Origin of the sequence: Methylobacterium sp. 37f (assembly GCF_023093475.1) — a bacterium.
In the GTDB taxonomy this organism is placed as follows: Bacteria; Pseudomonadota; Alphaproteobacteria; order Rhizobiales; family Beijerinckiaceae; genus Methylobacterium.
This window is the reverse complement of sequence record NZ_JAGHKN010000007.1, coordinates 62,139-88,374: the sequence shown is the minus strand read 5'-3', so window position 1 is coordinate 88,374 and position 26,236 is coordinate 62,139. Positions and strand designations below refer to the sequence as shown.

Sequence of the window (26,236 nt, the reverse complement as noted above, 5' to 3'; positions counted from 1 at the left end):
GCGCGAAAGCGTTGGCCCCGGTCGCGGCACCGGGCCGAGGTCACGGCAGAGGATTACGGCGCCGAGGCTTGCGTCGTTCGGCCCGGACCGGTCTCGCGAATGCCACCCCGCAGCGCCAAGTCGATCGGCCCGCCGAGGTCGGGCAGCGGCGCGGCCAGCCGATGGGCCGGACGCGCGTAATAGGCCCTGAGCAGCGGTGTCCGATCGCGCAGTCGTGCCTCGACGCGATCGTTCAGGCGGCCGACCAAGCCTGTCAGTGCATCGAAGCCCCGAGTGAGGGCACGGACAACCACGCGCGTGCACGCCGTTGCGAGGTTGGCGACCGGCTGAAGCATGTTCATCGGGACCTGCTGGGATAGGCCTGCGGAGAGGGAGAAGCCTGATCTCAGATAGGGTGCAGGCCCCCGCCGATCCCCGCGACCGAAAGCAGCACGGGCGCGCCGGAACCGGCGCGGTTTCAGGCCCCGGTCGGCTTCGCCATGCGTCCTCGGGCGGGCGAGACCCCGATTACGGCCGGGGCAGGTTGAGGACCGGCGGCGGGGGTGGCTCGGGCGCCAGGGCGGCCGGGGTCAGGGCGAGCCGGTTTCGCGCGCCATGCGCCTTCGCAACGGCCTTGGGCTCGGGCGTCCTGGACGGGGTGTCCTTGGAGGCGGCCGTCTTCGAGGCGACCATCTTGGAGTTGGCGATCTTGGAGTTGGGAGTCTTGGAGTTGGTGGTCTTGGAGTTGGTGGTCTTGGAGTTGGTGGTTTTGGAGTTGGTAGTCTTGGACGCGGCAGTCGTGTGCCCGGTCTTGGCGCCGGCCTCTGGGCTCGCCGACGCAGGACCGGCAACGGCGGCAGAACTCATGGCTTCGGCAGAACTCATGGCTCCAGCAGAATTCATGGCTCCAGCAGAACTCATGGCCTCGGCAGGATTGGGTGCTCCAGCAGGGCTCGCGGACAGCGCAGGGCTGGCGGCGGCCGAGGGGGCGATGGCCGGCGGTACGACCAGGGTCGGGGAGGTCGCCACCGGCGTCGCGGGCGGCTCGGCGGCGGCGAAGGCCAGGGCGGTCGGAGGGGCGGCCTGCGCCACGGCGCCGGGCTTGCGCTTCTCGTAGAAGGCGTTGCCGCCGGCCACCGCCACGTAGTGCATGTTGTTGTAGGGGAAGCGCAGACCGGCGGTGTGGAAGTACATCGCCCGGCCGACCTTGGGGTGGCGCTTGCCGTCCAGCACCGCATCGGTCACCTCGGCGACCTTCTGCAGGCTCCGCTCGTCCATCTTCTTCGTCAGCACGCCGGGAGCGAACTGCCGGGGCTGGCCGACCACCGAGCAGATGCCGCCATTCGGGAAAGCCGCCGCTTCGAGCCGGTTCATCACCACCGTTCCGACCGCGAGCAACCCCTCGGAATCGCTGCGGTTCGACTCGAAGTACATGGCGCGGCCGAGGCAGTCGCGCTCCTCGTCGGTGACGGCAACCGGCTTGGCGGCGAGGGTCGTACCCGTCCCTCCGGAAGTCGGCCCGTAGGTATTACACCCGCCGAGACCCGGGACCGCCAGGATGAGCCCAAGAACAGGCAACGTCTTCGCCGATTGGAATCCCTGCATGCCGGTCCGTTCGCTCCCTCAAGCTTGTCCATGTGGCTTGGCTGCCAAATGGGTTCGTTTTCGGGCAAGCGGAGAACGGAGCGGGTGGGGTCAGGCCTCGCGGTCGTAGCGGAAGGCGTCGGCCACGCGCGGCATGCCGATGTGATCGTAGAAGGTGATGGCGTCCGGGGCCGCCGTCAGCAGCAGCGACGCCCGCGGGCCGACGGCCGCACGGGTGGCGGCGATGAGGCCCTGGCCGATCTTGAGCCCCTGCACCGAGCGGCTCACCGCCAGGTCCGACAGGTAGGCGCAGAACTCGAAATCCGTGAGCGTGCGCGCGATCCCCACCAGTGCGCCGTCGCGCCGGGCGGTGACCACGAGATCGGCCCGCTCCAGCATCAGGGCGAGGCGCGGCAGGTCGTCGGACGGGCGCCGGGGCGCGAGGCCCGACTCGACGAGGACGCGGCGGAATTCCGCCGCGTCGAGGTTCGGTTCGATGCCGTAGACGACGCCGGAGGGGTGGCGCCGGGAGGGGTCGCGCTGGGACGTGTCGGCGTCAGACATGGTTCAGGCCGACAGCGTGCCGTGGCAGTGCTTGTACTTCTTGCCCGAGCCGCAGGGGCACGGCTCGTTGCGGCCGACGCGCCCCCAGGTGGAGGCATCCTGCGGGTCCCGCTCCAGCACGGCGCCCTCGGCGGACAGCTCGCGGGCGGCGTAGCCGTAGGCCGGTCCCGCACCGCCGTCGCTGCCGGTGCCGTACGAGGCCATCTCGTTCTCGCCGGTGACCGGATCGAGATGCTGGCCGAACATCGGCGGCAGGGCGGGCTGGGCGAAGGGATCCTCCGCCGCGCCACCCTCCGCGCCCTCGTACATGATCTCGATGCGCGAGAGCTGCTGGGTGACCTGCTCGCGCAGGGCGGCGACCAGGCCGTTGAACAGCTCGAAGGCCTCGGACTTGTACTCGTTGAGGGGATCGCGCTGGGCGACGCCGCGCCAGCCCACCACCTGGCGAAGGTGGTCGAGGGTGACGAGGTGCTCGCGCCAGAGATGGTCGAGGGTCTGCAGGAGCACCTGCTTCTCGACATAGGTCATCACCTCGGGCGTGTTCTTCTCGGTGCGCAGGGCATAGGCCTCGTCGGCGGCCTGGCGCAGGCGGTCGCGCATCTCCTCGTCGGCGATGCCCTCCTCCTTGGCCCAGTCCTCGACCGGCACGTCGAGGTTGAGCAGGGACTGCACCCGCTCGCGCAGGCCCTCGATGTCCCACTGCTCGGCATAGGCGTTCTCGGGCACGTGCACGGCCACGAGGTCGTCGACGACGCCGTGGCGCATCTCGTCCACGGTGTCGCGCACGCTGTCCTGGCCCATGAAGTCGCGGCGCTGCTCGAACACGACCTTGCGCTGGTCGTTCATGACGTTGTCGTACTTGAGCACGTTCTTGCGCATGTCGAAGTTGCGCGCCTCGACCTTCTGCTGCGCCTTCTCGATCGCCTTGTTGATCCAGGGGTGAATGATCGCCTCGCCCTGCTCGAGCCCCAGGCGGGTCAGCATGCCGTCCATGCGGTCGGACCCGAAGATCCGCATCAGGTCGTCCTGGAGCGACAGGTAGAACTTCGAGCGGCCCGGATCGCCCTGGCGGCCGGAGCGGCCGCGCAGCTGGTTGTCGATGCGGCGGGATTCGTGGCGCTCGGTGCCGATGATGTAGAGGCCGCCCGGCAGGGCGGTCTTACGGCCGGCGGCCGGGTCGGCCGCCTCGCCGGAGGCCAGCACCTTGGCGCGGTTCTCGGCGATCTCGGCGTTGATCGCCTCGATCTTCGCGTCGCGCTCAGGACCCTCGGGCAGGCCCGCCAGTTCCTTCTCGACCCGCATCTCGACGTTGCCGCCGAGCTTGATGTCGGTGCCGCGCCCGGCCATGTTGGTGGCGATGGTGATGGCGCCGGGCACGCCGGCCTCGGCGACGATATAGGCCTCCTGCTCGTGGAAGCGGGCGTTGAGCACGGCGAAGCGCTTGGTCACCCGGCCTTCGCGGGCAGCGGCGTAGACATCCGTCAGGGCGTTGGGGTCCGAGTAGTCGAGCTGGCGGAAACCGGCCTTGACCAGCATCTCGGCGAGGTGCTGCGATTTCTCGATCGACCCGGTGCCGACCAGGATCGGCTGGTGGCGCTCATGCGCCTTGCCGATCTCGGCGATGATGCCCTGGTACTTCTCATCGACGGTCCGGTAGACCTCGTCGTCCTCGTCGACGCGCTCGACCTCCTTGTTGGTCGGGATGTCGACCACCTCGAGCTTGTAGATCTCGGCGAACTCGTCGGCCTCGGTCGAGGCCGTACCGGTCATGCCGGCGAGCTTCGAATAGAGACGGAAGTAGTTCTGGAACGTGATCGAGGCCAGCGTCTGGTTCTCGGGCTGGATCGTCACCCGCTCCTTGGCCTCGAGGGCCTGGTGCAGGCCTTCCGAGTAGCGCCGGCCCTGCATCATGCGGCCGGTGAACTCGTCGATGATCACCACCTCGTCGTTCTTGACGATGTAGTCCTTGTCCAGGGTGAACAGGGTGTGGGCGCGAAGCGCCAGGTTCACGTGGTGGACGAGGCTGACGTTGTGCGCGTCGTAGAGGTCGCCCTCCTTGAGCAGGTCGGCCCCGCGCAGGAGGTCCTCGACGAATTCGTTGCCGCTCTCGGTCAGCGAGACGGTGCGCTGCTTCTCGTCGAGGTCGTAATGCTCGCGCTCCAGGTGGGGCATCAGCGCGTCGACCGAGACGTAGAGCTCGGAGCGGTCGTCGACCGGGCCGGAGATGATGAGCGGGGTGCGGGCCTCGTCGATCAGGATCGAATCGACCTCGTCGACGATCGCGAAGTTGTGCCCGCGCTGCGAGAGCTGGCCGAGCTCGTACTTCATGTTGTCGCGCAGGTAGTCGAACCCGAACTCGTTGTTGGTGCCGTAGGTGATGTCGGCCGCGTAGGCCTCCTTCCGCTGGCCGTCGTCGAGCCCGTGCACGATGGTGCCGACGGTGAGACCGAGGAAGCGGTAGACCCGGCCCATCCACTCCGCATCGCGGGCGGCGAGATAGTCGTTCACCGTGACCACGTGGACGCCGAGCCCCGACAGGGCGTTGAGGTAGACCGGCAGGGTCGCCACCAGGGTCTTGCCCTCGCCGGTCCGCATCTCGGCGATGCCGCTCTCGTGCAGCACCATGCCGCCGATGAGCTGCACGTCGAAGTGGCGCTGGCCGAGCACGCGCTTGGCCGCCTCGCGCACGGTGGCGAAGGCGGGCACGAGGATGTCGTCGAGGCTCTTGCCGGCGGCGAGTTCGGCCTTCAGCATGTCAGTGCGGGCGCGGAGCTGGTCGTCCGAGAGCGCCGCGACCTGCGGCTCCAGGGCGTTGATCTCGGCCACACGGGGACGATAGCCCTTCACGCGCCGGTCGTTGGACGAGCCGAAAATCTTCTTGGCGAGGGCACCGAGCATCGTGAACCTACGGTCGATCGAATAAGTCTGAAGGCGAATGTTGGCCGGGCTTATAGAGGTAAATACGGACCGGCGCATCCGAAAGAGCCGGGCCGTGTGCAGACCCGCCCGCGCCGTCCGTCACCCACGGCGCCGCTCGGCCACCGGCAGCGGCCCCAACGCCGCAACCGGCCCGTTCGATCCGCGCGGGTCACCGGTGCGGCGATCTCCCGGCATCGTGATGGCCGGTCCGGGCCGCCCTCGCGGCGGAGCCTTCCGCCCTCGCGGCAAAAGCCTTGGGGAGCGTGGTGCCTTGACGATCGACGGGCCGGTGCGCCCGGATTCGTCAGGCCGGCCCCGGGCCCGCGATTTCCCATCGCGACGACCGCGCTTGCCATCGCGGGGATCGCGCGCCACCTGATGTCGCGGCAGAACCGCGGCGGCCTGCCGCCGCACTTCACCATCGCGACACCTTCGCGACCGACTTTCTCCGACCGCCTCTGCGACGACCTCCGGCCTGCCGGGACGCGGGCGGCGCTCCCAAGGACGCCTCCATGACGATGACCAAGTTCCTCTCGCGTTCCGGCCTCCTGCGCACGGGGGCCGTGGCCCTCGCCCTCGGCCTGCCCCTGGCCTCCGCCCAGGCCCAGGCCCAGGCACAAGCACAGACGCCCGCAGCGACGCCGTCAGCGGCGCCGGCCGCTCCCGTGGCCCCCGAGACGGTGGTGGCGAAGGTCAACGGGGCGCCGATCACGGCGGGCGATCTCGCCATCGCGTCCGAGGACCCGGCCCTGTCGCTGCCGGGCGTGGACGACGCCCAGAAGAAGAACCTCCTGGTCGACTACATGATCGACCTCAAGGTCGGCGCCCAGGCGGCGAGCGCCGCCAAGGTGGGCGATTCGCCGGACTTCCAGCGCAAGCTCGCCTACTTCAAGGACAAGCTCCTGCTCGACGAGTACCTGGAGCGCGAGGCCAAGAAGGCGGCGACGCCGGAGGCGGCCAAGGCCCTCTACGACCAGACCGTGAAGGCGATGAAGCCCGAGGAGGAGGTGCATGCCCGCCATATCCTCATGGAGAACGAGGACGACGCCAAGAAGATCGCCGCGCGCATCAAGGGCGGCGAGGACTTCGCCAAGGTCGCGGCCGAGGTGTCGAAGGACCCCGGCTCGAAGACCGAGGGCGGCGATCTCGGCTGGTTCACCAGGGAGCGCATGGTCGCGCCCTTCGCCGAGGCCGCCTTCAAGATGAGCCCCGGACAGGTGTCCGAGCCGGTCAAGACCCAGTTCGGCTGGCACGTGATCAAGCTCGAGGAGAAGCGCACCAAGCCGGTCCCGACCTTCGACGAGATGAAGGAGCAGGTGGACCAGTATCTCACCCGCAAGGCCCAGCAGGACCTGATCCTGAAGCTGCGCGAGGGCGCCAAGATCGAGCGCACCGCCGCCGCCCCGGCCGTCGCGCCCGCGCCGCCGGCCCCCGCCCCGAAGGCTCCGTAAGGGTCCTCGCGGGCCCCGGGCCTCAGGCAACCCGGCGTAAGGTGGGCGGGGCGGGCTCGGTCCGTCCCCGCCCGTTGCGCTTGGCCCGGTAGAGGGCCGCATCGGCCCGGCTGAGCAGGGCGTCGAGCCGACGCCCGGCGCTTCGGCGGGGGGACGGCCCCTCCGCCGTCGCCAGCCCGATGCTGACGCTGATGGCGAGCTGCGGCAGTTCCGGCACGGCGATGCGGGCCGTGGCGCGGCGCAGGAACTCGGCCTTGGCCAGGGCCTCCTCCGGCGAGAGGTTGCGCAGGAGGCAGGCGAATTCCTCGCCGCCCATCCGGCCGAACAGGGCGGAATCCGGCAGCAGGGCCGTCACTGCGTGGCAGAACCCGACGAGGACGCCGTCCCCGACCGCGTGGCCGTGCCGGTCGTTGATGCGCTTGAAGTGATCGAGGTCGAACAGCAGCAGGGTGACGGCGGGCCCCCTCTCGATGAGGGCGGCCTCGGCCCGGGCCACGAAGGCGCGCCGGCTCAGGACGCCCGTAAGGGCGTCGGTATCCGCCGCCTGCCGCTGGAGGTGCTCCGCCCGCTCCTTGGTCAGCGACATGAACACGAAGGCGATCGCCAGGGTGAACAGCATGCCGATCAGGCACAGGATCGTCAGCCAGGGCGATTGCAGCGAATTCGGCCCCACCTGCGGCGGGGCGACCAGGGCGAGCGGCACCCGGATCCCGTAGGCGATGGCGTAGAGCAGCAGCAGGCCGATGCCGGGATAGCGCGACACCAGCGGTTCGGCCCTCGCCCGCCACAGCTCCCGCGCCGCCAGGAAGCAGAACCCGGCGGCGAGGCTGGAGGCCAGGATGACCCGGGCGGGCAGCGAGGCGTAGAAGGCCGGGATCAGGCAGGCGCCGCTCCAGAGCGCCACCGCGACCGCCACCGGCACCGGCCGCGCCCGTCGTCCCTCGAAGGCGCGGGTGCCGCTCCAGATCAGCCCGTAGGCGCCGATCATCACCCCGTTGGCGACGCCGATCGAGATCCCGTCCGGAATGATTCCCCGCAGGGCGAGCAGGGCCGACGCCACCGCGCCGGTGATGTGGGCGACGCCCCAGATCGCCAGGGCGTGGACGTGGCGTGCCTGGCTCCACGACAGCAGGAACAGGCTCCCGACCATGAAGGTCAGGATCACGGTCACCAGCAGCAGGGTCGAGGCATCGAGCAGCATCGATCGGTCTCGTTCCCAGCCCGTTTCCTGATACGAGCGCCGATCGCGCCGTCGATAGGGCCGACAATCCGGCCGTTGCGCTCCACCTTACATCCGGGAGGGTCCGCAGGACCAGACGCCGGCCCCGGTCCGTTGGATTTCGGGCGGCCCACATCCTGGTCCCCGACCGTGAAACCTTTCGGATGTTGCAAATTTCCGGCGTCAGGATTCGGGCTTTACGGCTCCGGCTTGCGCGGGGCGGGTCCCAGCGGCGTGATGCGCAGGGCGGTGATCCGGTTGCGGGCCTTGCGCAGCACCTGGAAGCGGAATCCGTGAAAGTTGAAGGCGGTCCCGGTGTCGGGAATCGCCCTCGCCTCATGGATGACGAGGCCCGCGATGGTGGTGGCCTCGTCGTCGGGCAGGTCCCAGTCCATGGCCCGGTTGAGGTCGCGGATCGGCACGCTGCCGTCGGCATGGACCGAGCCGTCGCCCTGCGGCCGGACGCCGGACACCGTCACGTCGTGCTCGTCGGCGATGTCGCCGACGATCTCCTCGAGGATGTCCTCGAGGGTGACGAGGCCCATCACCTCGCCGTACTCGTCGACCACCAGGGCGAAGTGGGTCTTCTTGGTGAGGAAGGCCTTGAGCTGGTCGCGCAGGGAGGTGGTGTCCGGCACGAACCAGGTCTCCAGCGCCAGGGCCTCGACCTGCAGGCCGGAGGCGTCGCCGCCGGCGGCATCCAGGGCACGCAGCAGGTCCTTGGCGTGCAGCACGCCGACGATGTTCTCCGTCGTGCCGCGCCAGAGGGGCATGCGCGTGTAGGGCGAGGCCAGGACCGCGCGCACGATCTCCTGCGAGGGCAGATCGGCATCGATGGTCCGCATCTTGGTGCGGTGGACCATCACCTCCGAGACCGTGAGGTCGGACAGGTCGAGCAGGCCGCCGAGCATGTCGCGCTCGGCCTTGGCGACGCCGCCCTCGCGGTGGAGCAGGGCCAGCTGGCCCCGGATCTCGTCGGTGGCCGACAGGATGGTCTGGCGCTCGCCGATCCGGATGCCGAAGGGCCGCAGCATGGCGCGTACCAGCGCCTCGATGGCCAGGGCCGCCGGCCCCAGCACCGCCACCGCGAAGGCCACCGGCCGGGCCATGACCAGCGCGGCGTTGTCCGGCTTGTTGATGGCGAGGGTCTTGGGCAGCACCTCGGCGAAGATGATGACCAGGACCGACATCACGCAGGTGGCGTAGAGCACGCCGCTCTTGCCGAACAGGGTGGTGAGCACGCTGGTGGTGAAGGCGGAAGCGCCGATCGCCACGATATTGTAGCCGATCAGCATGGCGCCGATGAAGCGCTCGCGGCTCGCCAGGATGGTGTTGACGAGGCGGGCGCGGACGTCGCCGGCATTCTCCAGGGCCAGCATCCGGGCCCGGGACGCGGCCGTGAAGGCGGTCTCGGCCCCCGCGAAGAAGGCCGAGAGCAGGAGCGAGATGACCACGATGCTCGCGGCCAGCCAGAGGTCGGTATGGGGTTCCATGCGCGCCGATGCCGGAGGATGTTTGAGCCAGAAGAACCGATGACCAGAATCGATGACCGGAACCGTCGACGACCACAACAGGGACAACCAAGGGCGATGACCGCCGGCGCCGGAGCCGCCCGCGACGACGGCGCGGGCCGGCGGTTCGGCGCCCTCACCCCTCGGCGATCAGCTCCCGGATACGCCCGGCCAGCGCCTCCATCACGAAAGGCTTCGTCAGCACCTGCATGCCGGGATCGAGGTAGCCGTTGCCCAGCACCGCGTTCTCGGCGTAGCCGGTGATGAACAGCACCTTCAGGCCGGGGCGCACGACGCGGCCGGCATCGGCCATCTGGCGCCCGTTCATGCCGCCCGGCAGGCCGACATCGGTGACGAGGAGATCGAGGCGCACGTCGGATTCGAGCACCTTGAGCCCGGCCGCCCCGTCCGCCGCCTCGATGGCGGTGTAGCCGAGATCCTCCAGCACCTCGGTGACCAGCATGCGCACGGTGGGCTCGTCATCGACGATGAGCACGGTCTGGCCCTGCTCGGCCCGGGGTGCATGGGCGAGATCGGCCTCCCCGTCCCGGGTCTCGGCCACCCCGTAATGGCGGGGCAGGTAGAGGCAGACCGTCGTGCCCTGGCCGATTTCCGAGTAGATCCGCACCTGGCCACCCGACTGGCGGGCGAATCCGTAGATCATCGACAGGCCGAGGCCGGTGCCCTCGCCGAGGGGCTTCGTCGTGAAGAACGGATCGAAGGCCCGGCCGATCACCTCGCGGGTCATGCCGGTGCCGGTATCGGTCACGCACAGGGACAGGAACTGGCCGGGCTCCAACTCGCGCTCGCGGGCCGCCCGGGCATCGAGCCACTTATTGGCCGTCTCGATGGTGATGCGCCCACCCTCCGGCATCGCGTCGCGGGCGTTGATGCAGAGGTTGAGCAGGGCGTTCTCGAGCTGGTTCGGATCGACCAGGGCGGTCCACAGCCCGGCCGCTCCCACCACCTCGATGGTCACCTGGGGGCCGACCGTGCGGCGCACCAGATCCTCCATGCCCGCGATGAGGCCGTTCACGTTGGTGGGCTTCGGATCGAGGGTCTGGCGCCGCGAGAAGGCGAGCAGGCGATGGGTCAGGGCGGCGGCCCGCTTGGCCGCGCCCTGCGCGGCGTTGATGTAGCGGTCGAGGTCGGTGACCCGCCCCTGCGCCATCCGGGTCTGGAGCAGCTCCAGGCTGCCCGAGATGCCGGTGAGCAGGTTGTTGAAATCATGGGCGAGGCCGCCGGTGAGCTGGCCCACGGCCTCCATCTTCTGCGCCTGGCGCAGGGCATCCTCGGTGCGGCGCTGGTCGGTGATGTCGCGCCCGATGAGGGTGAAGATCTCGCCGTCGGGGGCCGCCGTCCACATCACGATGCGGCGCTCGCCCGCCTTGGTGAAGACGCGGTCGACGAAGCCCGTCACGGTCTCGCCGCGGGCGAGGCGCCCGACCACCTCGGCCGTCTCGGCATGGTCGGCGGGATCGATCAACACGGCGAAGGGCCGGCTGAGCAGCTCCGCCTCGCTCCAGCCGAGGGTGAGCTCCCAGGCCGGGTTCACGGTCTTGAGGTAGCCGTCGAGCCCGGCGGTCCCCATCAGGTCGGTGGTGGTGTCCCAGATGCGGTCGCGCTCGCGGGTGCGGCGCTCGACTTGGCGCTCCAGGCTGGTGTTGAGGCGCGCGAGTTCGGCCGCGGCGGCCTTGCGGTCCTCGATGTCGGTGTTGGTGCCGACCCAGCGCTGGATGGTCCCGTCCGGCGCCCGGATCGGCTCGGCCCGAACCAGGAACCAGCGATAGGCGCCGTCGCTGCGCCGGATGCGGAACTCGGTCTCGTAGGGCCGGCTTTCGGCCAGGGCCGCGCCCCAGGTGGCGATCACCGCGGCGCGGTCCTCGGGATGGACGAGCCCGGCCCAGGCGGCGCCGTCGAGGCCCCCCTCCGCCACGCCGCTATAGGCGTAGACCTGAGCGTTGAACCAGTCGAGGTCACCCGCCGCCGAGGCGGCCCAGACGTGGATCGGCACCGCCTGCGCGAAGGCGCGGAACTGGGCGTCGCTGGCCCGGCGCGCGGCGGTGGCGCGGCTGCGCTCGGTGGCGGCCCGGGTGCGCTCGGCCACGTTGCGTATGAAGGCGAGTTCGTCCGGCGACCACGACCGGGCGGTGGCGTGATTGAGGTAGAGGAGCGCCACGAAGCCGCCGTGCTCGGTCAGCGGCATGTTGACGAAGGACTGCGCGCTGATCGCCTTCAGGGCCTCGGCGCCGGCGGCGGTACGCGGGTCGTGATCGGCATCGACGCAGATCACGGTCTCGCCGCGCTTGAGGTCCTCGATATACGAGCCGTAATCGCGAAACTGCAGGGTTCCGGCCAGACTCCGGATGCCGGGAGCGTTCCAGTCGCGCTCGATCACGATGGTCTCGGCCACCGGGTCGATGGTGCCGTAGCCGGCCCGGCTGACCCCCAGGGTGGTGCCGAGGATCTCCGAGGCCGCGAAGGCGATCTCGGCGGTGTCGTCGAGGTCGCGCAGGCGAGCGCCGAGTTCGGCCACGGCGATCCGCCGGGCTTCCGCCGCCCGGCGCTCGTCCATGTCGATGGCGAGGACAAAGAACCCCTCCACGATCCCGGTCTCGGTCCGGCGCGGAATGTACTGGATGGTGCAGGCGCGGCGCCGGCCGTCGCGGGTCGGAAGGAACCCGTCGACGATGATCGCCTCGCCGGCGAGCGCCCGGTCCATGAACGGGCGCCGCTCCGCGAAGGCTTCCGGCCCGAGCACGTCGCGCACGTGGCGGCCGGTCAGGTCCGCGCGGTCGCGCCCGAACCAGGCCTCGTAGTGGCGATTGTTGAAGCGGTAGACGTACGCACGGTCGATCGAGGCCACGAGCACCGGCAGCGCGTCGGTGATGAAGCGCAGTTCCGGTTCGGTGGGGGCCTTCGGCGGCTTGCCCTGTGCCTGCGGCGGCTCGCGCAGCCGGCCGATCTCGGCCTCCAGCGTCGCGACGCGGCGGCGCAGGGTCTCGACGTCGGCGGCGCTCAAGCGGCGCTCAATTCGTCGTCGAGGAAGGCGCGGACCGCCGCGCCGTCGATGCCGGGGGCGATGAAGCTCCGTCCGATGCCGCGGGCCAGAATGAAGGTGAGCGCCCCATCGCGGACCTTCTTGTCCTGCGCCATGGCCTCGACGAGCGCGTCGGCATCGCCGCAGCCACCCGGCACCGCCTGGAGCCGGGTCGGCAGGCCGGCCAGCGCCAGGTGGTTGGCGACGCGGCCGGCATCCTGGCCCGGGCACAGGCCGAGGCGGGCGGAGAAGCGGAAGGCGAGCGCCAGCCCGATCGCCACCGCCTCGCCGTGGACGAGGCGGGCGGATTCGTAATGCGTCAGGCGCTCAAGGGCGTGCGCGAAGGTGTGGCCGAGATTGAGCAGGGCACGCTCGCCGTCCTCGCGCTCGTCGCGCACCACCACGCCGGCCTTGGAGCGGCAGCAGATCGCCACCGCCTCGTCGCGCTCCGGCCCGCCCGCGAAGATTCCGGCCCAGTGCGCCTCGCACCAATCGAAGAAGGCGGCGTCGTTGATGAGGCCGTACTTCGCCACCTCGGCGTAGCCGGCCCGCATCTCGCGCTCCGACAGGGTGTCGAGGGTGGCGGTATCGGCCAGCACCAGGCGGGGCTGGTGGAAGGCGCCGATGAGGTTCTTGCCGTGGGGCGAATTGATGCCGGTCTTGCCGCCTACGGAGGAATCGACCTGGGCGAGCAGGGAGGTGGGCGCCTGGACGAAGCGCACGCCGCGCCGGAGCGTGGCCGCCGCGAACCCCGCGAGATCGCCCACGACCCCGCCGCCGAGCGCCACCACGAGATCGTTGCGCTCGACCCGATGGGCGAGCAGCCCGTCGCACACCGCCGCGTAGGTGGCGTAACATTTCGAGGCCTCGCCCGGCGCCACGGTGACGAGCCCGGAGCGCAGGCCCGCCGCCTCCAGGCTTCCCCGCAGCCTATCGCCGTAGAGGGCGGCCACATTGGTGTCGGACACGATCACGGCCGCCCTGGCCCCGAGGGCCGCGACGTGGCGGCCGGCTTCGTCGAGGAGGCCGCGCCCGATCAGAATGTCGTAGGCGCGCCCCTGGTCGAGGGGCACGCCGACGGTGAGGCGGTCGGTCACTGGGCGGCGATTCCTGGCTGGGAGGGTCGGTTCAGATAGGCGTCGAGGGCTTCCATGACGTCCTGCACCACTCGGTCGTGGGCGACGTCCCGGGAGATCACCTCCACGTCGGCGGTGGCGTAGACCGGATGGCGCTGGGCCATGAGCTGGCGCAGGGTCTCCTCCGGGTCCTCGGTCTGGAGCAGCGGGCGCCCGCCGCGCTTGCGCACCCGGCGCATCAGCACGTCGAGCTCGGCCTTGAGCCAGATCGAGACGCCGCCCTCGGCGATGCGGGCGCGGGTGGTCTCGCGCATGAAGGCGCCCCCGCCGGTGGCGAGCACCAGCGGGCCCTCGCGCATCAGCCGGGCGATGACCCGTTCCTCGCCATCGCGAAAGCTCGGCTCGCCGTAGATCGCGAAGATATCGGGGATCGTCAGCTTGGCCGCCGTCTCGATCTCGTTGTCGGCATCCTTGAACATCAGGCCGAGGCGCGTGGCGAGGCGCCGGCCGACGGTGCTCTTGCCCGCGCCCATGAGACCGACGAGCACGATCGACCGGTGACCGAGGGCCCGGCGCAGGCGCAGTTCGATCGGCTCGCCGCCGGTTGCGGCATCCGGCGGGTCGCCCGGGGGCGGGTCGCCGCCCTGAGAAGGGACTTCGGTCATCACGGACATCTGCACATCGTTGGGCGGGTCTTAGCGCGTTTTCCGGTGGGGGCGAAGCGTCTGGCGCCGGTCGCGCACGGGAATGCCGCGCCGCCTGTGGCCGCGAAGTCATTGCCATCGGCGCCCGCGCGTGATGCAACCCCAAGCTGGCCGTCCGCCGCACGTCGTCAGCCGCCCATGGCCTGCACGGGCATGCGGCCGCTGAAGCCAGTAGAAGCCACCTGCCCCCCGAGGCGCGCCCTTCGTCTTCAGCGCCGCACGATCGAGGTTCGTCCGAGTGCCGACCCTGTTCCGCTTCCTCGCCATCCTCGCCATCCTGGGCGGGCTCGCCTTCGCGGCGATGTTCGCGCTGGCGACCTTCGTGGTGCCGACACCGCGCGAGATGAGCGTGACCATTCCCGCCTCGAAGCTTCAGCCGCCGAACCGGTGACCCGGGCCATCCCGTCCGAATCCGGGGCCAGTCCCGACACGACGCCCGACACGACGCCCGATCCCGGCGAACGCCTCATCCGCGACTACCTCGACATGCTCGCCGCCGAGCGCGGGGCGGCCGCCAACACCCTCGCGGCCTACCGGCGCGACCTCTCGGACTATCTCGCCGCCCTGGCGCGCGGCGGCCACGACCCCGTCGCGATGGAGGCCGCCCCCCTCCGCGCCTATCTCGCCGACCTGGAGACGCGCGGCCTGTCGGCGGCCTCCGCGGCGCGGCGCCTGTCCTGCATCCGGGGCTTCCACCGCTTCCTTTATGCCGAGGGCCTCGCCGAGGACGACCCGAGCGCACCGATCGGTGGGCCGCGCCGGGTGCGGGCCCTGCCGAAGGTGCTGTCGGTGGCGGAGGTCGACCGGCTGCTCTCCGTGGCGCGCGAGGCCGCGGCCGGGGATGCGCGCGGCACCCGCATGCTGTGCCTGATCGAATTGCTCTACGCGACCGGCCTGCGCGTCTCCGAGCTGATCGCCCTACCCCGCGCGGCCGCTTCCACGACGGAGCGCTACCTGGTGGTCAAGGGCAAGGGAGGCCGCGAGCGGCTGGTGCCGCTCACCGAGATCGCCCGCGGCGCCATGCGCGACCACCTCGCCCACCTCGCCGGCGACGGCCCCTGGCTGTTTCCCGCCGACAGCGAGAGCGGGCACCTGACGCGGCAATCCTTCGCCCGGGACCTGAAGGCCGTGGCGAGCGCCGCCGGCCTCCGGGCCGACCGGATCAGCCCGCACGTGCTGCGCCACGCCTTCGCCAGTCACCTCCTCCAGAACGGCGCGGATCTCCGCATCGTCCAGGAACTCCTCGGCCACGCCGACATCTCGACGACGCAGATCTACACCCACGTCCTCGACGAGCGGCTGAAGAGCATGGTCCGCGACCTGCACCCCCTGATGGACGAGTGAGGCCGGGCGCTCAGGCCTCCGCCTCCTCGTGCAGGGTATCCTCGATGTAGAGCTGGGCCAGCAGCACCTTGGCCACCGCCATCAGCGGCAGGGCCAGCGCGATGCCCCAGAGGCCGAAGATCACGCCGAGCACGAGCTGGCCAGCGAAGATCGTGGCCGGCGGGATGTCGAGGGCCTGCTTCTGGATGAAGGGCGTGAGGCCGTAGCTCTCCAGGGTCTGCACCGCGAGATAGACGCCGAGCGCTCCGAAGAGCGCCGTGGTGCCGGAAGCGAGCGAGGCGAGCAGGATCACCACGCCGGCGATCAGCGGGCCGATGGTGGGGATGAAGGCCAGGAGACCGGCCTGGAGGCCGAGGATGAGGGCACCGCCGATGCCGAGAAAAGCGAGGCCGGCCCAGGTGCAGACGAAGATCACCGCCATGGTGATGAGCTGGCCGAACAACCAGTGCCGCAGGGTCTCGCCCATGCCGTCGAGGAGAGCGGTGGCCCGCTCCCGGTGGGCCGGCGGCACGAAGCGCACGAGACCGTCGCGATAGGCGCCCGGATCGGCCGCCACCGAGAGCCCCAGGAAGACGATGACCAGGGCGTTGCCCAGCGCGTTGAACAGGCCGATCACCACGGTGGCCGCCGGTCCGAGCACGCTGCCGGCATCCGACAGCAGGGAACCGGGGCTCTTCATCGCTCCCGAGGCAAGGCCGGCGAGGCCGCCGGGCTTCCGGTCCGGCGCGCCGGCATCGGCCTCCTCCGGGGCCTCCGAGTCGCCGGCCGCCTTGTCGCCGCCATCGGCCTTCAGGTCGCCAGCCTTGACGTCGCTGGCTTTGGCATCGCCACTACCCTTGCCGGGTGCGATCTGGGGCACGTCGATGCCGTATTCCTTGAGGCGATCCCGCACCGTGCCGGCCTGGGCCGCCACCGTCTGCCCGAGATCCCGGCCCTGCTGCACGATCGTGGCGCCGCCGAAGGCGATGAGGGCGAGGGTCAGGCCCGCCAGCACGAGGCTGACGAGGCTGAGGCGCAGGCCCCGGCTCGCCGGCAGCACCTGCCCGAGGAGACGGGTCAGGCCGTCGAGAAAGACCCCGAGGAGGATGCCGGCGAAGACCAGGAGCAGGGTCGAGGCCGCCATCCAGGCCAGGGCCAGCACGGCGACGAAAGCCACGACGGCGATGCCGGACACGGCGGGCGACCAGGATTGCGGACGCGGACCGGCGGAATCCGGTCGCAGGAAGGGGATGGCCATGGGCGGGTCGGGCTCCTGGGGTGCCTGGGGCACGCGTGTTCGTGGAGGACCCGTGGAGGATCCCCAGGCGGGGGGATGTCGCCAGCCACGCTTGAGTTCCGCTCCCGGATCGGGCGAGCGCCGGCTTTCGACGATCGCCCGAGTCTTGCCCAGCGGCAGTCTCGCCCAGCGGCAGTCTTGCCCAGAGGGAGTCTCGCCCAGCGGCAGTCTCGGCCGGCGGCCGCATCGGCCGATCGCCGCACTGGCGTTTCTACACCCAGCGCGCGGCGGCCGCGTCGTCGGCCTCGGTCGCCTCGACCCAGCCGCCCGTGGTGCCGTCGGCCAGGTGCTCGCGCTTCCAGAACGGGGCGCGCGTCTTGAGGTAATCCATCAGGAAGCTCGCCGCCTCGAAGGCCGCGACCCGATGGCTCGATGCGGTGACCACCAGGACGATCCCCTCCCCGGGGGCGACGAGGCCGTGCCGGTGGATCACGCACACGCCCTGGAGCGGCCAGCGCGCCCGGGCCGTCTCGACCACGCGGGCGATCTCGGCCTCGGCCATGCCGGGGTAATGCTCGAGTTCGAGCCCGGTCAGGCGTCCGCCCTCGTCGCGGCACAGGCCCGTGAAGGTGACGATGGCGCCCGCCCGGCCCCCGAGGTCGCGGGTGAGGCGGGCGATCTCGGCGCTCGCATCGAAGGGCGCGCTCTGGATGCTGACGTCGGGCATGGACCCTCCCCGTTGAACGCGCGTGACCGCGGGACGAAACCGGTTCGCCCGCCTCCGTGCAGGCTTCGGACCCGTCGGGCCGTCGTTCGGGTGGACCCGCGCGCGAAAACGGAACCCTTGACGGACGGCGACGAACCTGCCCTCACGGGCAGGGGCGCTCTATGCCCCCGAATGCCCGGCGACACCACCGGGATGCGAAGGACATTTTCGCCGTGACGCCAGAGCTGATCCTGCCTCATGACGGCCTCCTGCCGGTCTTCTCGGCCCGTCCGGTCTGGTGCGGCCGGGCCAGCACGGTGATCGGCGACGCCACCCTCGGGGCCCAGGCCTGGCTCGGCGACAACAGCGTCATCCGGGCGGACGGCGACCGCATCACCATCGGCGAGCGCTTCTGGCTCGGCCACCGCTCCACCGTGCACATCGCCACCAACACCTACCCCACCGTTGTCGGCGACCGGGTGACGGTGGGCCGCAACGCGGTGGTGCATGCCTGCACGGTCGGCTCGGACGTGGTGATCGAGGACGACGTCATCGTGCTCGACGGGGCGAGCGTCGAGAGCGGCGTGCTGATCGAGGCGGGCGCCACCGTGTTTCCCCGGGCGCATCTCGCCGCCGGCTTCGCCTATGCGGGCAGCCCCGCCAAGCCGGTGCGTCCGATCACCCTGCCGGAGATCGCCGAGCAGGCCGAGCGCCTGCGCGAGGCCTCCGGCGACCTGCCCGCGCTGCTCCCCGCCGACGCGGCCGAGCTGGAGCCCAGCGTCTACGTCGCCCGCACCGCACGCCTGCGCGGCCGCATCGCCCTCGGGACCGGGTCCAGCGTGCTGTTCTCCTGCGACCTCCATGCCGAGGTCGGCCCCATCGTGGTCGGCGCCAACACCAACATCCAGGACAACACCGTCATCCGGACACGGGGCGAGGGCGTCGTCCTCGGGCGCGACACCACCATCGGGCACAACGTCCGGCTCTCGGATTGCCGGATCGGCGCCCGCAGCCTCATCGGCATCGGCTGCGTCGTCGCCCCCGGCACGGTGGTGGCGGACGACGTGCTGCTGGCGGCCGGCGCCACCACCGACCCGGGCCAGCTGCTCGAGGGCGGCCATCTCTGGGGCGGGCGGCCCGCCCGCATCCTCGGTGCCCTCGACGCCGAGAAGCGCACGATGATGGCCCGCGTGGTCGAGGGCTATGTCGCCCACGGGGTCGCCTACCGCCAGGCGGAAGCCGCGCTGCCGTAACGTCTTGCCGTAACGTCCTGCGATCGCGCCCCCTGCGCCGAAGGTATTGCCACGCTGTAGGCGGCGTCTCCGCAAGACCGGAGACCGCCTTTTCTGTTTGCAGCACAGCAACGAACGCGGCGCGGCAACCCGCTTCTTTCGGGAACGCTTCCGGTCAGGCGGACGTTTTCCGGCCCTGAAAGCAGAGATGCCAGATGTCTCGGATATCAGAGACCTCGGATACGAGAGGTTTTGGGTACCAGATATCTCGGTGTCGCATGCAGTGGTGCAAGGAGTTCTTCATGAAAGCCGTCACGCTCGCCCTCGCCAGCACGATCGCCCTCAGCACGGCCGCCCTCGCCGCCGGTAGCGGTCCGGGTTCCGCCAACAATGCACCCGGCCAGGAGATGCAGCAGAACGGGTCGCAGTACGGCTCCCCCGGAGCCTCCGGCTACGCGCCGGGCCAGGAGAAGGGCACGACCACCGGTTCGACCGGCCGCTCCGGCATGTCCGAGACGGGGTCGACCTCGGCGCCGGGCGCCGCCAGCACGAAGTCCGGCAGCGGCAACCGCTGAGCCGATACGACGCGAGGGCCCGGATCGCTCCGGGCCTTCGCGTCGCTGTTGCCGCCATCCGTGGAGTTTCCTTCAGGCGGCCCGCACGGTGGCGCCTGTTAGGCGGCCCGCACGGTGGCGAGGAAGCGGTGCACCTCGGTGTTGAGGTGTTCGGACTGGCGCGACAGCTCCGAGGCTGCCCCGAGGACCTGGCTCGCCGCCGCCCCGGTCTCCTCGGCGGCCCCGGCGACACCCGCGATATTAGAGGTCACGGCTCCGGTGCCCATGGCCGCCTGGGCCACGTTGCGGACGATCTCCTGGGTGGCCGCCCCCTGCTGTTCGACCGAGGCCGAGATCGAGGTCGCGACGCCGCTGATTTCCTGGATGCGGGCCGCGATGCCGCTGATCGCCTGAACCGCCTGGGCGGTGGAGCCCTGGATCTGGCTGATGTGGCCGCCGATCTCCTCGGTGGCCCGGGCGGTCTGGTTGGCGAGCTCCTTCACTTCCGCCGCCACCACGGCGAAGCCGCGGCCCGCCTCGCCCGCCCGCGCCGCCTCGATGGTGGCGTTGAGCGCCAGCAGGTTGGTCTGGCCGGCGATCGAGGTGATCATCGTGACCACGTCGCCGATCCGGCCCACGGCCGCATTCAGGTTCTGCACGAAGGCCGCCGTCTGGGCCGCCTCCGCCACGGCCGTCTGGGCCATCGCCGCCGAACTGCCGACCTGACGCCCGATCTCCTCCACAGACGACCCGAGTTCCTCGGCCGCCGCCGCCACGGTGTTGACGTTGGAGGCCGCCTCCTCCGCAGCCGCCGCGACGCTGGTGGATTGGTTGGCGGTCTGGGTCGCGGTGCCGGCCATGCTCTGGGCCGTCGCCTGCAGCTCGGTGGCCGCGCTGGTGACCATGGTGATGATGCCGCCGACAGCGCCCTCGAAGCCATCGGCCATCGACCGCATGGCGGCCTTGCGCTGGGCCTCGGCGCCGGCGCGGGCCAGGACGGTCTCCTCCTCCAACACCCGCATGCGGATCAGCCCGTCCTTGAACACCTGCACGGCGTCGGCGATGCGGCCGATCTCGGTCGGGGCCCCCTGATGCGGGATGGTCACGACGAGGTCGCCCGCCGCCAGCGCCTGCATCGGCTGGACGACGGAGCCGATGCCTCCCGTCACGCCGCGGATGATGAGGAAGGCGGACACAGCCGACAGAACGACGGCGAGCAGGACGGCGGCGAGGCCCAGCGTCCGCGTCTGCTCGAAGACGTCCTTGCTGCGGGCCTGGGCCTGATCGGCGCCGTCATTGTTCAGGGTGGTGAGTTTCTCCAGTGCGCTCGAGGCGGCCCGGCGGATCTGCAGGCCCTGGGTCTCGTATAACGTGACGGCCTCGGTCTTCTGCCCCTTGCGGGAGAGATCCAGGATGGCCTGACGCACCACCAGGAAGTTCGCCGACGCGCGGACATACGCATCGTAGAGCGCCCGCTCCTCCGGAGAGCTGATCATCGGCTCGTAGGCGGCCCGCTTCTCGGCGACCTTCTTGTCGAAGCGCTCGAGATCCGCCTCGATCGAGGCGACCAGCTGCGGTTCGGTGGCCTGCGCGTGCCGCAGGATGACGGCGCTGGTCCGGGCCGTCAGCGTGTCGATCTCGCCGAGCGTCCGGATGCTCGGAAGCCAGTTGGTCTCGATCTCCACGCCGCGCGCGCGCATGCGCTCGGTTCCCAGAAGTCCGAGGACGCCCACGCCGACGACGAAAACTGTCAGCAGGGAGAACGCCGCGATCAGGCGGACCCGAATGGACATATTCTTGAAGGACACGACCCACCTCATCCCGACGGCAGATCAGCTCGAATCTGCATGCGCGGCCGAGAACAACTGACATGCAAAGCTTAAAACATTGCTTTTGCAGATGGATACTTTCTACTATCGGTTGCATTCTGGGAAACTACAAATCAAACCAAATCATCGCTCAGGTTACATCGGCTCGGAGCGTGGCCGGTGACGACCGATGTCGCTGCCCGCGAGGCGCATCCGCGCCGAAGGGTCTGATGAATGTTGTCGAGGCCTGTATCCGGCGGTGATGCAACGAGACGTCCCGGATCGCAGGGGCGCCGCCGATCCCGACAATTGGAACGGTCCCCTTCACGCCTTCGTGATGGCCTGCGGACGAGGATCGGCGCCATGGCCATCGACATCCTCACGCCGCGCGTCCTCGCCTCGGCCGTCGCCCTCGGGGGGGTGATCACCATGATGGCCGCCCCCGAGCCGAGCTGGCATTCGGTGGGCATCGGCCTCGCCTGCCTCCTGGCCTTCGGGGGGCTGTCGCTGCTTTCCGCCCTCGGCCCGGATCAGGCCGAGCCGCGCCGGACGCTGATCCGCCCGCGCAAGGGGCGGCGCAGCGTCGTGGCGCACGCGGAGCGGGAGACCTTCACGCGCATCGCCCCGGACGATGCCCTGCTGAGACTTCCGCCGCCGCGCGGCCTGAACGATCCCCATCCGGCCCTGTTCAAGGGCCTGCACGTGCGACGCAGCGGGTCTTCCCGCTGATCCTGCGGGTCTCGTTCAGACGTCGTGCGGGCTCGGGCCCGCCGAATCCGCCAGGAAGCGCCGGACCAGGAGGCGGGCGAGGTCGCGCGGGGCTTCGGGCGTCAGCACCGCGAGCTTGCGCGAGGTCGAGAGCGAGGCGAGGCCGTGCAAGGCGGCCCACAAGGTGGCCACGGCCTGGCGCCGTTCCACGGGGTCGGTGATCAGCGGAGCGAGCACGCGGTCGACGAGGTCGGTGGTCTGCCCCAGGGCCTCGGCGTACCAGTCCGGGAAGCGGCTGTCGGGGGCCAGCTGGTGCTCGAAGACGAGGCTCCAGACCTGCGGATCGGCGGCCACGAAGGCCAGGTAGGCGTCGGCCAGGCCCAGGGCCGCGTCGAGCGGCGGCGCCTCGGGCGCGACGGCCGCCTCCAGGGTCGCATGCAGACGCGCCAGGGTGCGGGCATTGACCCGCATCACCACCGTGTCGAGGTCGCCCACCGCGTTGTAGATCGAATTCGGCGCGTAGCCGATGGCGCCGGCGAGCCGCCGCATGCCGAGCCCGCGCAGGCCCTCGTGCCGCACGAGGGATTCCGCCGCCTTCGTCACCAGCCCCAGGAATTCCTCCCGGTTGTGCTCACCGCGCGGGCCGGTCCCCCGCTTCTCTGCGCGTGCCATCGCGGCTCGCCCTCCTCTTCCAATCTGCGCCGATCCCTGCCGATCCCGGACCGCGTGCGTCTCCGCACCGGACCATCGCGCAGCATTGCACGGTGTGCAATCCGCAGATTGAACGCCGGCCGTGACCGAGATATGTTTTGAACACCGTACAAAGAATGTCCGGTTCAGCATTTGACGGTATGGCGCCGGGCAGGCAGTCATGCCTCGTTTCGATCAGCGCCGCGTCGCTCGCGCCTCGTCTCAACGTTGCGTCGTCCGAGGAGACCTCCATGTTTCGTACCTTGATGACGACGCGCCGGTTCGCACCGCTGTTCTGGTGCCAGTTCTTCTCGGCCTTCAACGACAACTTCCTCAAGAACGCGCTCGTGTTCCTCATCCTGTTCCAGGTGGGCGGCGCCGGCGGCGGTTCGCCGATGCTGGTGACCCTGGCGGGCGCCGTGTTCATCGGCCCGTTCTTCATCCTGTCGGGTCTCGGTGGCCAGATGGCCGACCGCTACGACAAGGCGCTGATCGCCAAGCGGCTGAAGTTCGCCGAGATCTTCGCCGCCGCCGCCGCCGCCCTCGGCTTCTGGATGCACTCGGTGCCGGTGCTGTTCGTGGCCCTCGGCCTGTTCGGGACGATCGCGGCCCTGTTCGGGCCGATCAAGTACGGCATCCTGCCGGACCATCTGCGCCGGGACGAACTCACCGCCGGCAACGCCCTGGTGGAAGCCGCGACCTTCCTGGCCATCCTGCTCGGCACCATCGTGGCGGGCCTCGCCACCGCCATGGGCGGCGGAGCCCTGGCCTTCAGCACCATGATCATGGTGTTCGCGATCCTGTGCTGGCTCTCGGCCCGGGCGATCCCCTCCACCGGCGAGGCCGCCCCGACGCTGCGCATCGATCCCAATGTCGCGCGTTCCACCGGCGGTCTCCTGCGCGACCTGTGGGGCGACACGCGGCTGTGGCGCGGCTCGCTGATCGTGAGCTGGTTCTGGCTCGTGGGCGCCGTGATCCTGTCGCTGCTCCCCGTCCTGGTGCGCCAGAGCCTCAATGGCTCGGAGACCGTGGTGACCACCCTGCTGGCGGTCTTCTCCATCGGCATCGCGGTGGGGTCGGGCCTCGCCTCCTGGCTCGCCAGCGGCCGCATCGTGCTGCTGCCGACCCCGATCGGCGCCCTGTTCATGGGCCTGTTCGGCCTCGACCTCGCCTGGACGGTGGCGCACCTGCCCCCGGTCTCCGGCGCTCCCCTGGGGGCCTGGGACTTCCTCACCACGGGCACGGGCCTGCGCGTCACCCTCGACCTGTTCGGGCTGGCCGTGGCGGGCGGGCTCTACATCGTGCCGTCCTTCGCCGCCGTGCAGGCCTGGACCGACAAGGACAAGCGCGCCCGCGTCATCGGCGCCGTCAACGTGCTCACCGCCGCCTTCATGGTGGCGGGGGCGCTGGGTCTCGCCGCCCTGCAGGGCGCCGGCTGGTCGATGGCCACGCTGCTGGCCCTGCTCGGGGTGCTCAACCTCGTGGCGGGCGCGGTCATCCTGGCCGTGCTGCCGACGAGCCCCTTCCGCGATTTCCTGTCGATCCTGTTCCGGGCCTTCTACCGCCTGGAGGTGCGCGGCCTGGAGAATGTCGAGAAGGCCGGCCCCAACGCCATCGTCGCCCTCAACCACGTCTCCTTCCTTGACGCGCCGCTGGCGCTCTCGCTCCTTGACCAGGAACCCGTCTTCGCCGTCGATCACGGCATCGCGCAGCGCTGGTGGGTGAAGCCGTTCCTGGCGATGACGAAGGCGATGCCGCTGGATCCGACCCGGCCGCTCGCCACCCGCACGCTGATCAACGCGGTCAAGAACGGCGAGACGCTGATCATCTTCCCCGAGGGGCGCCTCACCGTCACCGGGAGCCTGATGAAGGTCTATGACGGCGCCGGGCTGATCGCCGACAAGTCCGGCGCCATGGTGGTGCCGGTGAAGATCGAAGGCCTGGAGAAGACGATCTTCTCGCGCCTGTCGAAGACCCAGGTGAAGCGGCGCTGGTGGCCGAAGGTCACCGTCACGATCCTGTCGCCGGTGGCCCTGAGTGTGGACCCGGCCCTCAAGGGCAAGGCCCGCCGGCAGGCGGCGGGCGCCGCCTTGTACGGAATCATGTCCGACCTCGTCTTCCGCACCGCCGACATCGATCGCGGCCTGATGCAGGCCCTCATCGACGCGGGCGACCGCCACGGCTGGCGCCGCATCGCCGTGGAGGACCCCATGGGGCGCCTGAGCTATTCGCGCCTGGTGATGGGCGCCAACATCCTGGGGCGAAAGCTCCAGGGCCTCGGCGCCCCGGGCAAGCCGCTGGGCGTGATGCTGCCGAACGCCAACGGCGCGGCGGTGACGCTGTTCGCCCTGGCCTCGGCCGGGCGGGTGCCGGCCATGATCAACTTCTCGGCGGGGGCCGCCAACATCCTGTCGGCCTGCCGGACCGCGGAGGTCGACACCATCCTGACCTCGCGCGCCTTCATCGAGAAGGGCCGCCTAGGCCCTCTCGTCGAGGCGATCAAGGGCGCCGTCACCCTCGTCTACCTGGAGGAGATCCGGGCCGGGATCAGCACGGGCGACAAGCTCCGGGGCTTCCTCGCCAAGCGCGCCCCCCTGGTGGCGAGGGCCGGCGACGACCCGGCCGCGATCCTGTTCACCTCCGGCTCGGAGGGGGCGCCCAAGGGCGTGGCGCTGGCCAACCGCAACATGCTGGCCAACACCGCGCAGGTGGCGGCCCGGATCGATTTCGGACCGAGCGACAAGGTGTTCAACGTGCTCCCGGTCTTCCACGCCTTCGGGCTGACGGCGGGACTGGTGCTGCCGCTGGTCTCCGGGGTTCCGGTCTACCTCTACCCCTCGCCGCTGCATTACCGGATCGTGCCCGAACTCATCTACGGCTCGAACGCCACCGTCCTGTTCGGCACCGACACCTTCCTGGCCGGCTACGCCAAGACCGCCCATTCCTACGATCTGCGCTCGCTGCGCTACGTCGTGGCCGGGGCCGAGGCCGTGAAGGATTCCACCCGCAAGACCTGGGGCGAGAAGTTCGGCCTGCGCATCCTGGAGGGCTACGGCGTCACCGAGTGCGGCCCGGTGGTCGCCCTCAACACCCCGATGTTCAACCGCTTCGGCACGGTCGGGCGCCTGCTGCCCGGCCAGGACTGGCGCCTGGAGCCGGTGCCGGGCATCGAGGAGGGCGGGCGCCTGTCGCTGCGCGGCCCCAACATCATGCTGGGCTATCTCCGGCCCGAGCGCCCCGGCACCATCGAGGCACCGCCCGGAGGCTGGCACGACACCGGCGACATCGTCGCCATCGACGCCCAGGGCTTCGTGACGATCAAGGGCCGCGCCAAGCGCTTCGCCAAGATCGCCGGCGAGATGGTGTCCCTGGCCGGCGTCGAGGCCATCGCGGCCGAACTCTGGCCCGACACTCCGAGCGCCGTCGCCGCCGTGCCGGATGCCCGCAAGGGCGAGCGGCTGGTGCTGTTCACCGAGCGCAAGGACGCCACCCGCGCCGCCTACCAGACTTTCGCCAAGGGCAAGGGCGCGCCTGAGATCGCGATCCCCGCCGAAGTGGTGGTGCTCGATCGCGTGCCCATGCTGGGCACCGGCAAGGTCGATCAGGTCAGCGTGGTCAAGCTCGCCCACGAGCGGGCCTCCGGCGAGGCGCCCGCCGCGGCCTGAGACGGCGGGATGTCCGGCCCGGGCGAGGATTCGGCCGGGCGCCGAACCCCGATGCACCGTCTCGGATTCACCGCCTCGGATTCCCAGCGTGCGGGACGTCCGAGGCGGACCCGCCCGGCCGGGTCCGGTTCCGCTCCGGGCTCGGCGCGGCACGTCCGGGTACCGGTTTGGGACGCCGAGACAACAGATTTGGACTCCCAGACCAGCCGGCCGACTCAACCTGGCCGCGCAATCGTCTATGTTGCTGCAGAGGCTGGCGGTCCCGC

Annotated in this window: 20 protein-coding genes; 7 read left to right on the top strand and 13 right to left on the bottom strand. The window is 70.5% G+C overall.

Going from position 1 to position 26,236, the window contains the following annotated elements:
* Window positions 1-53: 53 nt before the first annotated feature.
* The 4 genes from J7U37_RS06945 to secA all read right to left on the bottom strand — a co-directional run bounded on the left by J7U37_RS06945 (window position 54) and on the right by secA (window position 5,025).
* On the bottom strand, window positions 54-335 hold the full coding sequence (locus tag J7U37_RS06945) for a hypothetical protein (RefSeq protein WP_247635248.1): 282 nt from the start codon (window positions 333-335) through the stop codon (window positions 54-56).
* Between the two features lie 172 nt (window positions 336-507).
* On the bottom strand, window positions 508-1,584 hold the full coding sequence (locus J7U37_RS06940) for a cell wall hydrolase (protein WP_247635247.1): 1,077 nt from the start codon (window positions 1,582-1,584) through the stop codon (window positions 508-510).
* A 90-nt stretch (window positions 1,585-1,674) separates the two neighbouring features.
* Complete coding sequence (locus tag J7U37_RS06935) at window positions 1,675-2,127, bottom strand: GNAT family N-acetyltransferase (protein WP_247635246.1); 453 nt, start codon at window positions 2,125-2,127, stop codon at window positions 1,675-1,677.
* Between the two features lie 3 nt (window positions 2,128-2,130).
* Complete coding sequence (gene secA, locus J7U37_RS06930) at window positions 2,131-5,025, bottom strand: preprotein translocase subunit SecA (RefSeq protein ID WP_247635245.1); 2,895 nt, start codon at window positions 5,023-5,025, stop codon at window positions 2,131-2,133.
* 533 nt (window positions 5,026-5,558) lie between these two features.
* On the opposite strand from secA, the gene J7U37_RS06925 reads away from it, so the two are divergent.
* The gene (locus tag J7U37_RS06925) at window positions 5,559-6,497 is read left to right on the top strand and encodes a peptidylprolyl isomerase (RefSeq protein WP_247635244.1); all 939 of its coding nucleotides are present in this window, start codon (window positions 5,559-5,561) and stop codon (window positions 6,495-6,497) included.
* Window positions 6,498-6,519: 22 nt separating this feature from the next.
* Here the strand turns inward: J7U37_RS06925 and J7U37_RS06920 are convergent, their stop codons facing one another.
* From J7U37_RS06920 to J7U37_RS06900, 5 genes are all read right to left on the bottom strand, one after another.
* Window positions 6,520-7,698 carry a GGDEF domain-containing protein gene (locus tag J7U37_RS06920; protein ID WP_247635243.1) on the bottom strand — a complete coding sequence of 393 codons (1,179 nt, stop codon included), beginning with the start codon at window positions 7,696-7,698 and terminating at the stop codon, window positions 6,520-6,522.
* Window positions 7,699-7,913: 215 nt separating this feature from the next.
* Complete coding sequence (locus J7U37_RS06915; protein WP_247635242.1) at window positions 7,914-9,209, bottom strand: HlyC/CorC family transporter; 1,296 nt, start codon at window positions 9,207-9,209, stop codon at window positions 7,914-7,916.
* A gap of 154 nt (window positions 9,210-9,363) precedes the next feature.
* Window positions 9,364-12,249 carry a PAS domain S-box protein gene (locus J7U37_RS06910; protein WP_247635241.1) on the bottom strand — a complete coding sequence of 962 codons (2,886 nt, stop codon included), beginning with the start codon at window positions 12,247-12,249 and terminating at the stop codon, window positions 9,364-9,366.
* Window positions 12,246-13,364 (bottom strand): 3-dehydroquinate synthase, encoded by a 1,119-nt coding sequence (gene aroB, locus J7U37_RS06905; RefSeq protein WP_056187789.1) that lies wholly within the window; start codon window positions 13,362-13,364, stop codon window positions 12,246-12,248. Before aroB ends, J7U37_RS06910 begins: the two co-directional genes overlap by 4 nt.
* The gene (locus tag J7U37_RS06900) at window positions 13,361-14,017 is read right to left on the bottom strand and encodes a shikimate kinase (RefSeq protein ID WP_247635240.1); all 657 of its coding nucleotides are present in this window, start codon (window positions 14,015-14,017) and stop codon (window positions 13,361-13,363) included. Before J7U37_RS06900 ends, aroB begins: the two co-directional genes overlap by 4 nt.
* A gap of 268 nt (window positions 14,018-14,285) precedes the next feature.
* Between J7U37_RS06900 and J7U37_RS06895 the strand changes: the two genes are divergently transcribed.
* Together J7U37_RS06895 and J7U37_RS06890 are read left to right on the top strand one after the other, a co-directional pair.
* The gene (locus tag J7U37_RS06895) at window positions 14,286-14,438 is read left to right on the top strand and encodes a hypothetical protein (RefSeq protein ID WP_056187786.1); all 153 of its coding nucleotides are present in this window, start codon (window positions 14,286-14,288) and stop codon (window positions 14,436-14,438) included.
* A 77-nt stretch (window positions 14,439-14,515) separates the two neighbouring features.
* Complete coding sequence (locus J7U37_RS06890; RefSeq protein ID WP_348772981.1) at window positions 14,516-15,391, top strand: site-specific tyrosine recombinase XerD; 876 nt, start codon at window positions 14,516-14,518, stop codon at window positions 15,389-15,391.
* A 10-nt stretch (window positions 15,392-15,401) separates the two neighbouring features.
* On the opposite strand, the gene J7U37_RS06885 is transcribed toward J7U37_RS06890, so the two are convergent.
* A complete protein-coding gene (locus tag J7U37_RS06885) occupies window positions 15,402-16,628 on the bottom strand; it encodes an AI-2E family transporter (RefSeq protein ID WP_056187783.1) in 1,227 nt (408 codons plus the stop codon).
* A 250-nt stretch (window positions 16,629-16,878) separates the two neighbouring features.
* A complete protein-coding gene (locus tag J7U37_RS06880; protein WP_056485779.1) occupies window positions 16,879-17,334 on the bottom strand; it encodes a molybdenum cofactor biosynthesis protein MoaE in 456 nt (151 codons plus the stop codon).
* A gap of 212 nt (window positions 17,335-17,546) precedes the next feature.
* Between J7U37_RS06880 and J7U37_RS06875 the strand changes: the two genes are divergently transcribed.
* A complete protein-coding gene (locus J7U37_RS06875; RefSeq protein WP_056188081.1) occupies window positions 17,547-18,566 on the top strand; it encodes a gamma carbonic anhydrase family protein in 1,020 nt (339 codons plus the stop codon).
* A 281-nt stretch (window positions 18,567-18,847) separates the two neighbouring features.
* A complete protein-coding gene (locus J7U37_RS06870; protein WP_247635239.1) occupies window positions 18,848-19,120 on the top strand; it encodes a hypothetical protein in 273 nt (90 codons plus the stop codon).
* A 98-nt stretch (window positions 19,121-19,218) separates the two neighbouring features.
* On the opposite strand, the gene J7U37_RS06865 is transcribed toward J7U37_RS06870, so the two are convergent.
* Entirely contained in the window at window positions 19,219-20,907 is a 1,689-nt protein-coding gene (locus J7U37_RS06865; RefSeq protein WP_247635238.1) for an MCP four helix bundle domain-containing protein, read from the bottom strand.
* A 363-nt stretch (window positions 20,908-21,270) separates the two neighbouring features.
* Between J7U37_RS06865 and J7U37_RS06860 the strand changes: the two genes are divergently transcribed.
* Window positions 21,271-21,636 carry a hypothetical protein gene (locus J7U37_RS06860; RefSeq protein ID WP_056187774.1) on the top strand — a complete coding sequence of 122 codons (366 nt, stop codon included), beginning with the start codon at window positions 21,271-21,273 and terminating at the stop codon, window positions 21,634-21,636.
* A 15-nt stretch (window positions 21,637-21,651) separates the two neighbouring features.
* Here the strand turns inward: J7U37_RS06860 and J7U37_RS06855 are convergent, their stop codons facing one another.
* Window positions 21,652-22,287: a TetR-like C-terminal domain-containing protein gene (locus tag J7U37_RS06855; RefSeq protein WP_056187771.1), complete on the bottom strand. Its 636-nt coding sequence runs from the start codon at window positions 22,285-22,287 to the stop codon at window positions 21,652-21,654.
* Window positions 22,288-22,556: 269 nt separating this feature from the next.
* On the opposite strand from J7U37_RS06855, the gene J7U37_RS06850 reads away from it, so the two are divergent.
* Window positions 22,557-25,970: an acyl-[ACP]--phospholipid O-acyltransferase gene (locus J7U37_RS06850; RefSeq protein WP_247635237.1), complete on the top strand. Its 3,414-nt coding sequence runs from the start codon at window positions 22,557-22,559 to the stop codon at window positions 25,968-25,970.
* Window positions 25,971-26,236 lie beyond the last annotated feature (266 nt).